Below are 13,874 nucleotides of genomic sequence, written 5' to 3'. Positions count from 1 at the left end.
AATCTCCATATATATCAATGCATTGAAACGGCGCCTCGTGATTGTCCTAGCGACCTTCACAGGCTTGACAGGCTTGTATGTCAATACCTTGACGCTGTGCAAAACCGAGCTTTCGGCCTTCCAAAAATGACAATCAATGGGCCAGGCCGAGGACAGCGGCAATGACTAGCGCCAGGATCAGCAGCAAAAAATAGAACCACCCAATGAACCAGTATTTCACGCTGGTTATGGCCCAACCCTGGCGGTAAACCCGCTTTTGCATGATCAGCAGGTAGGCCGGCACCCACAGGATGAGCGGCGCTTGCAGCGCGCCGATTCCGTAGCCTGCCCAGGCCGCGTACGGCTTTAGCCAAGTGGAAAGCATGCCGACGACGACGATCAGCAGCAGACTCACGAACAGGAAGGCATGGCTGTGCAGGGAGACGATCAAATGCTCCATATAGAGCCGGCGCTTGAAGAGGTAGAACAGCTTCAGCAGCAGGGCGAATACCGGTACCAGCACCAGCATGGTGCCGGGAAGCGCCCCGAACATGCCGGTGGTGATATGGTCCAAGGCCTCCTGCCGATGCGCGGCGTCGCCATTGTTTAAAGTCTCGATGTTCTGTATCAGATGCTTGCGAAACTCGTTGAACCGGTCATTGGCGAAATCCGGTAACCCCTTCAGGTGCAATGGCTCGATCGGTCGCTCGGCTTCGGCTTCACTCGGGGCAGGCGGTGCTTTGGCGGATGATGCGCTTGCTGGTGCCCCGAGTTCGGTCAGCCGCGCGTTGGCTTTTTCGCGCAACTTCTTTTCGGCCTGATCCACCTGGGTCACGATAGAGGCATTGCCGATAGCGCGGGTGGCTTCCAACGTCTCCAGTTTTCGGTCGAGTTGATGTTGAACCTCCTGTGCAGTTTGTGCATGCGAGAAGTTGTCGTCGTCCAGATCGACCTGCACCACATTTTGATGCCGCTGCTGCACGCGATGGGCAATCACGTCCGTAGCCAGGTGCAGCACGAAGAATGACAGTAGGCAAAGTACGAACATCAGCCGAAACGGCGCGATGTAGCGCACTCGCCGTCCGCTGAAGTATTCCAGCGTGAGGAAGCCGGGCTTGAGGAATAGTGCCGGGATGGTGTGCAGGATGCGCCCGTCGATGTGCAGGAACGTCTCGAAGAATTCTTCGAACAGTCCGTGCACTGGCCGCACCACGCTATGCACCGACTGGCCGCAATGGTGGCAATACTCACCTTGGAGCTCGGCTTGGCAATTGGCGCAGAGAGCGCCTTCGTAGGTTGTCAGTTCCTTCATGCTCGTGTCCCCCGGGTGCAGCGATGAATCTTGGCAGGAGAGCCGAGAACTGGAAACAGGGAACGTCTTGTGCTCGGTGGAGATGGAGCCGGCGTGAGACATGGGTTTCGTTTCCGCGCTCCGTTCCCTGCACGGTAGAATGGCCAGCCCTGGAGTACCCATCCATGAAACCCATCCATCTCGACCGAGCCCGGGTTGCACGGGAGATCGGCGCCACGGTGCGCCTTGCCTTGCCGTTGATCCTCGCCCAGCTCGCCGCGATCGGCAGCAATGTGATTGATGCCGTGCTGGCCGGCCATGTCGGCGCGCATGTGCTGGGAGCGGTTGCGGTGGGGGCCAGTATTTGGTCGCTGGCGATCGTCAGCGGCATCGGGATGATGATGTCGGTGCCGCCGTCGGTCTCGCAGCTCGATGGCGCCGGTCGCCGGCACGAAGCAGGCGAGGTGTTTCATCAAGCGATCTGGATGGCATTGGCGATGGGTGTGCTGCTGTGGTTCTTCGTACGGCATGCGGAACCGCTGATCAAGCTGATCGGCGTCTCACCGGGCTTGTATCAGGACGTGGGAGCATTCCTGCGCGCGATCAGCTGGGGCGCACCGGCGTTGACCTGCTATTTCGCGCTACGCGGCTTGTCCGAAGGGTTGTCGCTGACCCGGCCCTCCATGTATTTCAGCTTTGGTGGCTTGGCGCTGCTGTTACCGCTCGGCTATATCTTCATGTTCGGCAAGCTGGGGTTGCCGCCGTTGGGTGCGCGCGGTTGTGGCATCGCCACTGCGACGGTGCTGTGGATCGAGATGCTGGCGTTCGGCATCTACGTGCTTGTCCATCGCAACTACCAAGGTTTGGGGTTGTTCGATCATTTCGTGTGGCCGGATCTGAAACGCATTGGCCAGCTGGTGCACATCGGCTTGCCGATGGCGATCACACTGCTGGCGGAAGGCGGCCTGTTTGTGGCGGCGGCGCTGCTGATCGGCACCATGGGCGAGGATATGGTGGCTAGCCACCAGGTGGCGCTGAACGTAGCGGCGTTGTTCTTCATGGTGCCGCTAGGGTTGGCGATGGCCATTACCGTGCGTGTGGGTAATGCAGTAGGGCGTGGTGATCCGTCCGGTGTTCGCTATGCTGGTTTTTGCGGCATCGGCCTCACGCTGGTCACGCAAACGATCTCGGCGGGCCTGATGTTGGGCTTTCCGCATCTGATTGCTTCGCTCTATACGCATGATCAAACCGTAATCGCGCTGGCGGCTCAATTGCTGTTGCTGGCGGGCCTGTTCCAGTTTTCGGACGGTATCCAGGTGGCTTCCAATGGCGCGCTGCGCGGCCTGAAGGACACACGCGTGCCGATGGCGATCACGCTGTTCGCTTATTGGATGGTCGGCATGCCCGTTGGCTGGTGGCTAGCGTTCCATCTGGGTCTTGGCGCGCGGGGTATCTGGATGGGTCTGATCGCGGGCCTGAGCATGGCAGCCTTGTTGCTGTTCGTCCGGTTCTGGCGGAGCTCTTACCGGCATCAAGCCGGGACGTTTGGCCCTATCGCGCCGGGCGCAGCGGATGCCACCATCACTCCATGACCAGTACCGCACGAGCGGTTACGCTGCCGAATCAACCTAGAGGACCTTGAGCGTTTATGAGCACACCACCGCCCATCGGCCGGCCGCGGCAACCGAACGGATTCTGGGCTTTCCTGCGCGTTTTCGGGCGCGGCCTCAACATCGTGCGGTTGATCGTCATCAACGTGCTGTTCTTCACGTTCCTTGGGTTGTTCCTGTTGGTGATCTTGGCCGTTGGTGCGGCAAAGCACGTCAACGACATTCAGGACAGCAGCGTGCTGGTGTTGCGTCCGGAAGGGCGGCTGGTAGACCAATACAGCATCAGTCCGTTCCAGCGTCTGACATCTAAGCTTTCAGGTGATGAATCGAAAGAAGTGCAGGTGCGCGATCTGGTGGGTGCCATTGACGCGGCGGCCAAGGATTCGCGCATCACGCGCATCGTGCTCGATCCGGGCCGCGTGCACAGCGGCGGTTTTGCGGCGTTGACCGAAGTGGGCGCGGCGCTGGATCGCTTCCGTGCTGCGGGCAAGCCAGTGATTGCGTGGGGCTCGGATCTGGATCAGTACCAGTATTACCTGGCGGCCCACGCCGATCGCGTGCTGCTTGATCCGCAAGGCAGCCTGCTCATCACAGGTTTGTCGAACTACCGCCTGTTCTATAAGGGTCTGCTCGACAAACTGGGTGTGAGCGTCTACTTGTTCCGCGTCGGGCAGTTCAAGAGTGCGGCCGAGCCGTTCGTGCTCGATCATGCGTCGCCCGAATCCAAGGAGGCCGACGCTTATTGGATGGGCGGCCTGTGGGACGGCTACATCGGCGACATCGCCAAGTTGCGCAAACTCGACCCTGCCACGGTGCACGCGGACATCGACAGCTTGCCCGATCGCCTGGCGGCCGCGCAGGGCGATCTCGCCAAGTTGGCGCTCGACGAACATCTGATCGACGGTCTTGCCACGCGAGCGGAGCTGATCGACACCCTGCGTTCGCAGGGCGTGCCGGCCGGCAAAGATGGGCATGGCATTCGCAGCGTAGGTCTGGATCGCTACACGGCTGTCGTGCCTGATCGCGATACGGCAGGGGCTTCCGCGGTGACCGTGGTGGTGGCGGAAGGTGAGATTTCCGGAGGCCAGCAGACGGCAGGTTCGATTGGCGGCGAATCGACCGCCGCATTGATCCGCAGCGCGCGCGAAAACAAGCGCACCAAGGCGCTGGTGTTGCGCGTGAATTCGCCTGGCGGCGAAGTGTATGCGGCGGAGGAAATTCGCCGCGAGGTAGCGCTGACGCGCAAGGCCGGTATCCCGGTTGTGGTCTCGATGGGCGACGTGGCGGCCAGCGGCGGTTATTGGATCTCGATGAATGCTGACCAGATCTACGCCGAGCCCAACACCATCACTGGCTCGATCGGCATCTTCGGCATGTTCTTCACCGTGCCGGGCGCGCTGAGCAAGCTCGGCATCAACAGCGATGGCGTGGGTACTGCACCGTTGGCTGGCGCTTTCAACATCACCCGGCCGCTCGATCCGAAAGTGGGCGTGGTGATCCAGTCGATTATCGATAAGGGTTACCGCGACTTCGTCGGCGGTGTAGCGCAGGCGCGGGGCAAGGATTACTCCGCGATCAACGCCATAGCACAGGGCCGTGTGTGGACTGGCAGCCAGGCACAGCAGCGCGGCTTGATCGACCAACTCGGTGGGCTTGATGCAGCCATTCAAAAAGCAGCGGACCTCGCGAAGCTGGGTAAGGATTATGCGGTGCGCTACCAAGAACAGCCGATGGGGGTGTTCGAGCGCTTTGTGGTGAACCTCAACGAGTCGGCCACGGCCTCATCGCTGCAAGGCTATGGCCTGAAATTGCCCGGCTGGTTTGCGCAATTGCAGACAGCGGCGCCGGAACTCGAGATGCTGCGCACGGCGCAGGCGGGACATCCGAACGTGTACGCGTATTGCTTCTGCTCGCCACGCTGAGTTCGTTTTGCTTCCTCTCCCTTCGGGGAGAGGAAGTGAGTTCGTCAAACCAAGCGCACCGCTTCGATATGGTTCCCATCCGGATCGGTCAAGAGCACCGCGTAGTCATTCGGCGCATAGTCCGCGCACACGCCTGGTGCGCCTAGATCTTTCATGAGTGCTGCTTTCGCCTGGTACGTCGACCGTGGTTCAGCCGACTCTTGCGTGAAAATACCCATCCCGCTGCTCCACCCGCATCGGCATATCGAACGCGGCAGTCAGCACTTCATCGGTCAGCACGTTTGCCTTGCTGCCCCGCCGCAGCAACTGCCCGTTGCGCAGCACAACCACGTGATCGATTTCGGGGAGAATTTCTTCCACGTGGTGGGTTACCAGCAACAGCGTTACGCCGTGCTGTGCCAACTGACGCAGGCTTTCCAGAAAGCGGCGGCGGCTGGCTGGATCGAGGCCGGCGCATGGTTCGTCCAGCAGCAGCGCACGCGGTCGATGCACGAGTGCACGTGCGATCAGTACACGCCGTGCCTCGCCGGTGGAAAGACTGGCCATGTCACGGCCAATGAGCTGTGACGCTTGCACTTGATCCAACGCTTCCGATGCACGCTGGCGCATGGACTCGGTTACTTCGTGCTCGACCCATAAGCCGCGTGCAGCAAAAAAACCGGAGACCACGGCGTCGAATACTTCCAGTGGCGACTCTTCATTCGTGTAGTCGCCTTGCACAGCGGGCGAGACAATGCCGATCAGGCTGCGCAGCTCGGTGACGTTCCAGCGATCGCGCCCGAAGATCCGGATAGCCGGCGGGCCATCCTCGCGTGCTAGTGGATAGAGTTGGCGCGCGATCAAACGGATCAACGTGGATTTGCCCGATCCGTTGGCGCCGAGGATAGCCGTGTGCTGGCCGGCGGCAAGACGCAAGCTGAGCCTGTCCATGATCAGGCGCTCGCCGCGTTGCACGCTGGCTTCGTGGATGTCGAGCAGGGGAACGGTTTCGGGGTGTGTGGCGTCGGGACTCATGCCCGAACCTTGCCTGCAACACAGGACGATGGCAAGGCATGGACGTACGGACGCCTAAACGTCCACACGTGAATTCATTTCATTGCCCCTGTTGTTCGATCTGCTTGTCCTGCTCGGCGGCATGCTTGTCGACCAGCTTCTGCACATCCTTCGCACGCTGCTCGTCTTGCTTCATGGCGTCCCACGGCGCGCTGGGCTGCGCGGCAGCGGCCTTGGGGTCGGATTGCGGTGCGGGTGGTTTGTTGCTGCAAGCACTCAAGGCCAGCAGGCAGAGCAATGTGGCGGTGGTTCTCATGGCGCGACCTCGATCAGCATGGGGCAAGTGTCCCGCCACCTGCCGCTGAGAACAAGTCGCCTCGGCAGACGAGCTATGCAGAAACCGAACAGAGGTTCTAAGCTCCGCCCATGAACAGCCGCATTGATGCTTGGCAATTGCAGGAACATACCGCGCTGATTACCGGTGCCAGCAAGGGCATCGGCTATGCGACCGCGCGCGAGCTTGCCGGATTGGGCGCGGATTTGTTGCTGGTGGCGCGTGATGACGACTACCTGGAACAGGTTCGCGTGGAATTGACGGACGACTATCCCGGCATCGAGGTGCTGGCTTTGGCCGCCGACGTAAGCCAGGCGGAGGATCGTCTGGCGGTGTTCGATTGGGTGGCTGATCTGGGCACACCGCTCTCCATTCTTATCAATAATGCGGGTGGCAATGCGCCAAAGGCTACGCTCGATTATGACGAAACCGAATACCGCGCAATTTTCGAGCAGAACCTGTTTTCCGCCTACGAGATGTGCCGGCTCGCGCATCCGCATCTGACCCAGCACGCCAATGCGGCGATCGTGAACGTGGGCTCGGTCTCCGGTGTCACCCATGTGCGCACGGGTTCGCCTTACGGCATGGCCAAGGCGGCGCTGCATCAGCTCACGCGCAATCTCGCCGCCGAGTGGGCCATCGATGGCATTCGCGTCAACGCGGTAGCGCCGTGGTACATCCGCACGCAGCGATCCGAACCGGCGCTGGCCGATGCCGATTACCTTGACGAGGTGCTGGACCGTACTCCATTGCGGCGCATTGGTGAACCGGAAGAAGTGGCGGCCGCCATCGCGTTTCTCTGTCTGCCCGCTGCGAGCTACGTCACTGGGCAACTGCTGGCGGTCGATGGCGGGTTTTTGAACTACGGGTTCTGAGTACTCGCACTTTTCCACAACGATTGGGGAAAGCCTGGTGGCAACCCTGTGGATAAAGCTTCACGACGCTTGTGCGGCAATCACTTGCATGACATTGCGCAGGTTTTGCTCAGCAGTGACTCAATTCGGCGAGTAGCTCTTTTTCACGCTGCTGCAGGGTTGGTTGATCCGCCTTGAACGCGCGCGACAGTTTGCGCTCGTTGTCGTCGTATTGATCGCGTAGCGTGGCGCATGTGTCTTGCTGCGTAAGGGGCTCGCATTGGTCCTGCATCAGCACGTAGTTGCTGGCGATCATCGCTGCGTTTGCTTTCACGCCGGGGGTGATGTGCCCGAGTGGCGTCGGGACTATGCCGGTCATCGCCAGTGGCGCGTAATAGGGCTGGGGGTTGCCGTTGCTGCTCAGGTAAGTGGTGTGATCCGTGGCGCGCGCGCACCGATACATCACGGAGGGTGGCGTGCTTGGCAGGGGTGCGGGTATTGCCCGTGTAGCCATCGCCTGAGGTGATGGTGAGTTGGGTGTTTGCGGCAAAGGCGAAGAAGCTGGCCCGCTATCGTCCAGCTGCATGGTTTGCTGTTGTTGACCGTGCGCGCAAGGTGTTCCCTGATAAATCAGCTGACCGTTCGCGGTGCGGCACTTGTATACGGTAAGCGTTTCCGCTCGAACGGGCGTGGGCAGCGGCAACTCAAGCAGAGGAGCCAGGAAGCCCATCGACACGATGAGTGCGCAAAAGCGGTTCATACCGCGATTCTACGCGCGCTTGTTCGGGGAATCAGAAGTCCACGTTGTGCTCTTCTGCGGCAAAGCCAATCGTTACCGCACCTTCGCCCACGTTGACCATGCCGGTAATGCTCATCGGCGCTTGCATCAGGGTTACACCGCACTCCTGACAGGCTTGAACCAATTGATCGTAGCCCGGCAGCTTCGGCAATTCGCTCAGGTCGCCGCCATACGCCGTGCACATCACCGGCACCAGCAAACCGGCGCGCACGCGGTCGGCTGCGTAACTGAACAGTGCTTCGCAACCATGCTCCCAGCCGCGTACCTTGCCGACCGGCGTAGTCTCGCCGCGGTAGCCGCGGAGCAGCGGCTTGATGTCCAACGTGGAGCCTAGCACCGCGCTGAATAGCCCTACGCTGCGGTCGCCCTTCTTCTTGGCGCGGGCGCGAAGGTAATACAGATCGCGCGGCAACATGTAGCCGTAGGAATTCTCGGCGATATACGCTAGCCGTTCGCGCATCGCAGCGGGTGTTTCATTCGCTTGAATCAGGCGCACTGCTTCGACCACGCACGGTGCGGAACCGGTAAACAGGCTGCGCGTATCCAGCACACGCATCAGGAAGGGGCCGGTGATGCCGGCAGGCTCACGCACTTTGCGGTAGTTCTTCAACACCGCAAAGCTGGCCTTGATCACGTTGTCGTAAATCGCACTGCGTCCGGCAGTGATGGTGAGGCAGAACACGCAGTCCTTCTCCAGCACCAACTTGTCCAGGAACAGCTTCTGCACGTCATCCACCGAGCACGGCTCGGTTTCCGCCGAGTGGCTGCGGCTGCCCAGGTTGAGGTTCAAAAAACGCTCAATTTCGGCCGGATTGCGATCGTCCTTGAAGGTGGACTTGTCAACCGTCACTGCGATGGGCATGACGGCGATGTCGTGTTGCTGCAGAAAGTCCTGTGGCAGATCGCAGGATGCATCGATAGCCAGGCCCATTCGCATATTTCTTGATTTCCTCACCTTCAGTGTGCGCGGCGAACATAGCATGCGATGGCATAAGGTGTTGCCGCACTGCGCCAAGGTGGACGATCGGGACAAGGTGATGGCTGTGGTTTTTATTCAACGCGTTCGTTGATTTGATCGAGTGAAACTGCAAGCAGACGCAGCCGCCTTCTGAGCAATCGACTGATAACCGTCGGAGAGGTGAGACGAACGGCAGACCAAGGTGTGCGTGCCTGAACTTTCCTTTTCGACCGGAAATCGCGGTTGCTGTAGGGCAGCAATTTGCGATCAGTCCTTCTGGATCACCGCTGGGATGACCAAAAGGTCTGTTTATTTCGAAAAATAATACGTTTTGTTAAGAATTCATTAGATTAGTGAGGCTTGATGTGGGTTCTCGCAGATAAAGAAGGTGGTCTTGCGGTGGATTCCACCGTGTGCGGATCGCGCAATACCAGGAGAAGGTTGCCAGAGAAGCTAAGACGCCAGGCAAATCAGTCATGACACCTCGCGCCAAATTGCACGCAAAGCCTGATGAAAATTGTTGAGCGTGCAGCCCACAAGACTATGCAGATATAGGGACACACGTTGAGCATTGCGTGGTTGATGCGATAACGCGTTATTCGAGCAAGTGCGAACACGAACGTTCACGTACGCTCTAAGATTGAGTGCACCTGAGATTTGGCATTCTGCCGGCGTGGCGTCGCCGGTCATGCACAGCGAGGTTCGCTGTGTCGAATAAGAGCTACGAGAAAATGAAAACCAAAGAAGAGATCGTCACCAATTGGCTGCCGCGTTATACCGGTGTGCCACTCGAACAATTCGGTCGCCACATCCTGCTCACCAATTTCGGCCACTACGTCGACCTCTTTGCAGAGTGGCACGGCGTAGAAGTGCAAGGCCGCGATCGACCCATGCCCAGCGCGACCGCTGATGACATCACCATGATCAATTTCGGCATGGGTAGTCCAAATGCCGCTACGGTGATGGATCTTTTGGGAGCGATACAACCCAGTGCAGCATTGTTCCTGGGCAAGTGTGGTGGAGTGAAAAAGAAAAACCAGCTTGGTGATCTGGTTTTGCCCATTGCTGCCATTCGCGGCGAGGGTACGAGCAACGATTATCTCCCTCCCGAAGTGCCTGCGTTGCCCGCGTTCCAATTGCAGCGTGGTGTTTCCACCATGATCCGCGATTTGGGACATGACTATTGGACCGGTACCGTCTACACCACCAACCGGCGCGTGTGGGAGCACGACGAAAAATTTAAGGACTATCTGCGCCGCACGCGCTGCATGGCCGTGGACATGGAAACGGCCACCATCTTTGCCGCTGGTTTCGCTAATCACATTCCTTGCGGTGCACTGCTGCTCGTATCCGATCAGCCGATGATTCCGGAAGGCGTAAAGACTGAGCTAAGTGACCGCAGCATCACTGCGCAATACGTGGAAGCCCATATCCGCATCGGTATTGAGGCACTGAAGCTTGTGCGCAGGAATGGGCGCAGCGTGAAGCATCTTCGCTTTGAGGATGAGCCAGGCGAGTGAATGAATCATCACAATCGACGCCATCTACGACCAGAAAGCTGTCGCCTGGCTGACGATGGCGGGGCTTTTCGGGTTAAGCGGCGCTTGCAAAGCGTGTAGGCCGACCTACAAAAATTAGGCCAGACGTAATTTTATACGACGATTCGCAAATTTTCGTCGTTGACTTTGTGTTATTTGAAACCGTATTTTCAGGACAACAAAGTGCTAAAGGGCCGTTAAGCAAAGAAGCGGTCCGAGCAATTTGTCGGGGATGGGGAAGAAAAAAGCCGTCCGCTCTTGATCTGGTCTAGGTGGGTCCTGGACCTAGGAGGAGCGTTTTTTGCGGCCTTTACCTCTTTGTATATTCTTTGCTGCTGGGGAGCACATCTAAATGAGCATTAGGAAGTTTAAGTCTGCATCGAACAGGATGCAGGTGCGTCACACTGCGCTGGCCGTTGCAGTGGCGATGGGGTTTGGGTTCTCGGGACAACTGCTGGCGCAGGCCACGACAGGTTCAATCACGGGTAGTGCGCCGGTTGCGGCAGGCGAAACCGTTCGGTTGACCAACGTCGGCACTGGCCTTACGCGCTCTGTGCCGGTAGATGGCAGTGGCCACTACTACGCCGCAAGCTTGCCGACGGGCACCTACAAGGTATCGTTGGTCGGAAGCGATGGCCAAGTGATCTCCTCGCAAGACAACGTAGTTGTCACCGTGGCCGGCGCCGCCACCGCGTCGTTTGCCGCTTCCAAGGAAACCAAGAATTTGGCCACCGTAACGGTGACCGCCAATGCGATCCCGCCGATCGATGTGACCAACACGCGCCAAAGCGCGATCCTCACCGCGCAGCAGCTGAAAGATCTGCCGATTGCTCACAATGCGGAGTCCATTGCATTGCTGGCGCCGGGCGTGACTTTGGGTGCCTCCAGCCTTGGCACGGGTCCGAACGGTGCGCCGCTGGTTTCAATGGGTGGCAACAGCGTCGTTGAAAACGCCTATTACATCAACGGCTTCAATACCACCGATATTATTGGTGGTGCGGGCGGCATCTCGCTACCTTATTTCGCTATTGCCGAACAGCAGACCATCACCTCCGGTTATGGTCCCGAGTATGGCCGCTCGACCGGTGGCGTGATCAGCCAGCTCGGTGCGCGCGGCAGCAATCAATGGCACTTCGGTGCGTACGTTGATTACCGACCGACTTTTGCGGAAAGCGGCTACGACAATATCTATTACTCGAATCCGCTCGTGCCGGTGGGTTCCTCCTGGGCTGCCACCCAGGGCACCACCCCGTATGGGGCTGGGTACGGCCACATTGAAAATGGCCAGAAACAGAACAGCGACTGGGAAACGGTGTATGACGCTTACATCAGCGGCCCGCTGATCAAGGACAAACTGTTCTTCTACATCACTGCCGAATGGCAGCACGACAGCAACCAGGCCGGTGTTGTAAACAACGGTGTTTCAACGCCTGCAGGTTTCTGGCAGTCGACCGCTACGAATTCGCCCAAGATTTACGGCAAGCTGGACTGGAACATCAACGACAGCAATATTCTTGAGTTGACGGGCGTCAAGAGCAACTCCGACGTCAGCAGCAACAACTACTACAACTACAATTACTCGAACCAGAGCGTCGGTAATTATTACGGTCCGGGGTTGTTGAGCAAGCAAGACTTCAATATCGGCATTCTCAAGTACACCTCCTACATCACCGACAGCCTGACACTCGAAGTGTTGGCCGGACAGATGCAGGGCACATATTTCACGTCGCTACCTGGCGGTAACGTACAGCCGGTGCTGTATTCGCCGGCTTTGTCAGCCGCCACTCCGGGTTACGCCAATTTGGCTAACGTCCCGAATCTGTATCCGACGCAGCAGGGCAATCCGGATCATAAGTCGAAGGCCACCAACCTGCGTATCGACCTTGATTGGAAAATCACGGACACGCATGATCTGAAGTTCGGTATCGATAATCTGCAGACCCATGACGACCACGACGGGTTCAGCAGCCTCGGCGGTGGTACCTGGGTCTATAACGACGGCAACTCGCTTCCCGTTTACTCTTCCACTGCGCCCTACGTCACGACGCCCGTCGCCGGAAGGTATGTGCAGGAAAATCTCGCGGGTTCGGACATCAACCTGTCAGTCATGCAAAAGGCGCAGTACATCGAGGACCGTTGGCAGGTCATGCCGAACCTGCTGCTTGACCTTGGAATACGCAACGACTCGTTCAAGAATATCGCGCCCGGTGGCGTAGAATACGTGCGTGAGACCAGGCCGCAGTGGGCACCACGTCTTGGCTTCAGCTGGGACATCTTCGGCGACAGCACGGCGAAGCTGTTCGGTAATGCGGGTCGCTACTATCTGGCGTTGCCGACGGGCCTGGCAGCACGTAACTCAGCGTTTGGCACTGTCAACGGTGAAGTGACCTATACCTACACTTCCATTGGCCCGAACGGTATACCTCAAGGTTTGACGCCGGTTGCGATGACGCTGGCCCCGGGCGTGACCAAGCCAGGTTTTTACTCGCCCGATGGCGAGAATGGCGTTCCCGGAAATGGCCTGGATTACACTTCGAAGAACCTGAAGCCCGAATATCAGGATGAATTCGTCCTCGGCTTCCAGAAGACCCTCGGTGATACCGGTTTGACGTTCGGTACGCAGGCCACCTATCAAAAGGTGGGTAACCTCGTGGATGACACTGATCTCGTCGCGTGTGGCACCGTTGTTGGTGCCTTGATCAATCCGGGCAAGACCAACTACATTCAACAGCCCTGCGGTCTGGCTACGTGGAATCCGAACACCAACCAGGGGGTTTATGTAAATCCAAGTTTCCCGGGCGTATATTTCCCGAAGCCGTCGCGCAAGTATTACGGTTTGGAGAGCTATCTGGAGCACACTTGGGACGGCAAGTGGTACGCCAAGGTCGACTACCTGATCTCGAGGTCGTGGGGTTCGAGTGAAGGTCCGACTGAAACGGCGACGGGTCAGATCTCGAACCAGACTCAGGTTAACAAGCAGAATGGTGGTCTTTCCGGTTCCACCACGGCGCAGTGGGACTTCCCCGACCTGATGCAATACGCCAACGGTGAACTGCCCAACAGCCGTCGTCACACCCTCAAGGCCTTTGGCGCCTATGCCATTACGCCGGAATTGACGATCAGCGGCACCTATATCATCCAGTCCGGTGCGCCGAACATTTGTCTGAGCGGTTACGGTCCGACGCTGAACACAGATCTTTATGGTGGTTCTTACCAGCACTTCTGTGGTGGCGTACCCGCAGGCAATTCGACCGAGACCGTGCTGGTCAATGGTGTCCCAACCCCAATAGGTTACGGCGGTATGCCGTCTCCTCCGGGCGCGAGTGGTCACACGCCGTGGATCCATCAGATCAACTTGGCACTGACCTACATACCGGCATGGGGCCACAAGCACCTGACATTCCAGGCGATGGTCCACAACCTGCTCAACGAGCAGAATGCGACGCTGTATGTTTCGAGCTATATGACCACCGCGGTCAACGGCGGGGGCAACTTCCAGCCCAATTACAAAACGCCGACCGCGCTGGAAGCGCCGCGCTACGCGGACTTCAGCGTGAAGTTCGACTGGTAATTCCCGTAGGCAGTTCGCCGGTGTC

The 13,874-nt window shown here is 58.6% G+C and carries 10 protein-coding genes; 5 read left to right on the top strand and 5 right to left on the bottom strand.

All coding sequences use genetic code 11. From position 1 onward, the window contains the following. Positions 1–133: 133 nt before the first annotated feature. Positions 134–1,291, bottom strand: a complete 1,158-nt coding sequence (locus QQJ86_RS08295; protein ID WP_284320437.1) for a DUF3667 domain-containing protein — start codon at positions 1,289–1,291, stop codon at positions 134–136. Positions 1,292–1,455: 164 nt separating this feature from the next. Between QQJ86_RS08295 and QQJ86_RS08290 the strand changes: the two genes are divergently transcribed. Together QQJ86_RS08290 and sppA are read left to right on the top strand one after the other, a co-directional pair. Then, on the top strand, positions 1,456–2,862 hold the full coding sequence (locus QQJ86_RS08290; protein WP_284320436.1) for an MATE family efflux transporter: 1,407 nt from the start codon (positions 1,456–1,458) through the stop codon (positions 2,860–2,862). Between the two features lie 56 nt (positions 2,863–2,918). Beyond that, positions 2,919–4,802, top strand: a complete 1,884-nt coding sequence (sppA, locus tag QQJ86_RS08285) for a signal peptide peptidase SppA (RefSeq protein WP_284320435.1) — start codon at positions 2,919–2,921, stop codon at positions 4,800–4,802. Between the two features lie 189 nt (positions 4,803–4,991). Here sppA and QQJ86_RS08280 read toward each other — a convergent pair whose 3' ends face one another. Beyond that, a complete protein-coding gene (locus QQJ86_RS08280; protein ID WP_284320434.1) occupies positions 4,992–5,816 on the bottom strand; it encodes an ABC transporter ATP-binding protein in 825 nt (274 codons plus the stop codon). A gap of 79 nt (positions 5,817–5,895) precedes the next feature. Continuing rightward, positions 5,896–6,111 (bottom strand): hypothetical protein, encoded by a 216-nt coding sequence (locus QQJ86_RS08275; protein ID WP_284320433.1) that lies wholly within the window; start codon positions 6,109–6,111, stop codon positions 5,896–5,898. A gap of 110 nt (positions 6,112–6,221) precedes the next feature. On the opposite strand from QQJ86_RS08275, the gene QQJ86_RS08270 reads away from it, so the two are divergent. Continuing rightward, positions 6,222–7,004: an SDR family oxidoreductase gene (locus QQJ86_RS08270; RefSeq protein ID WP_284320432.1), complete on the top strand. Its 783-nt coding sequence runs from the start codon at positions 6,222–6,224 to the stop codon at positions 7,002–7,004. Between the two features lie 109 nt (positions 7,005–7,113). On the opposite strand, the gene QQJ86_RS08265 is transcribed toward QQJ86_RS08270, so the two are convergent. After that, the gene (locus QQJ86_RS08265) at positions 7,114–7,743 is read right to left on the bottom strand and encodes a DUF4124 domain-containing protein (RefSeq protein ID WP_284320431.1); all 630 of its coding nucleotides are present in this window, start codon (positions 7,741–7,743) and stop codon (positions 7,114–7,116) included. Between the two features lie 31 nt (positions 7,744–7,774). After that, on the bottom strand, positions 7,775–8,719 hold the full coding sequence (locus QQJ86_RS08260) for a DegV family protein (protein WP_284320430.1): 945 nt from the start codon (positions 8,717–8,719) through the stop codon (positions 7,775–7,777). A gap of 752 nt (positions 8,720–9,471) precedes the next feature. On the opposite strand from QQJ86_RS08260, the gene QQJ86_RS08255 reads away from it, so the two are divergent. Further along, positions 9,472–10,260 carry an AMP nucleosidase gene (locus tag QQJ86_RS08255; protein WP_284320429.1) on the top strand — a complete coding sequence of 263 codons (789 nt, stop codon included), beginning with the start codon at positions 9,472–9,474 and terminating at the stop codon, positions 10,258–10,260. Between the two features lie 370 nt (positions 10,261–10,630). Continuing rightward, complete coding sequence (locus QQJ86_RS08250) at positions 10,631–13,849, top strand: TonB-dependent receptor (RefSeq protein ID WP_284320428.1); 3,219 nt, start codon at positions 10,631–10,633, stop codon at positions 13,847–13,849. Positions 13,850–13,874 lie beyond the last annotated feature (25 nt).

This window comes from Dyella acidisoli, from assembly GCF_030160295.1.
Taxonomy (GTDB): domain Bacteria; phylum Pseudomonadota; class Gammaproteobacteria; order Xanthomonadales; family Rhodanobacteraceae; genus Dyella_B; species Dyella_B acidisoli.
This window is presented reverse-complemented; position numbering and strand designations above follow the sequence as displayed.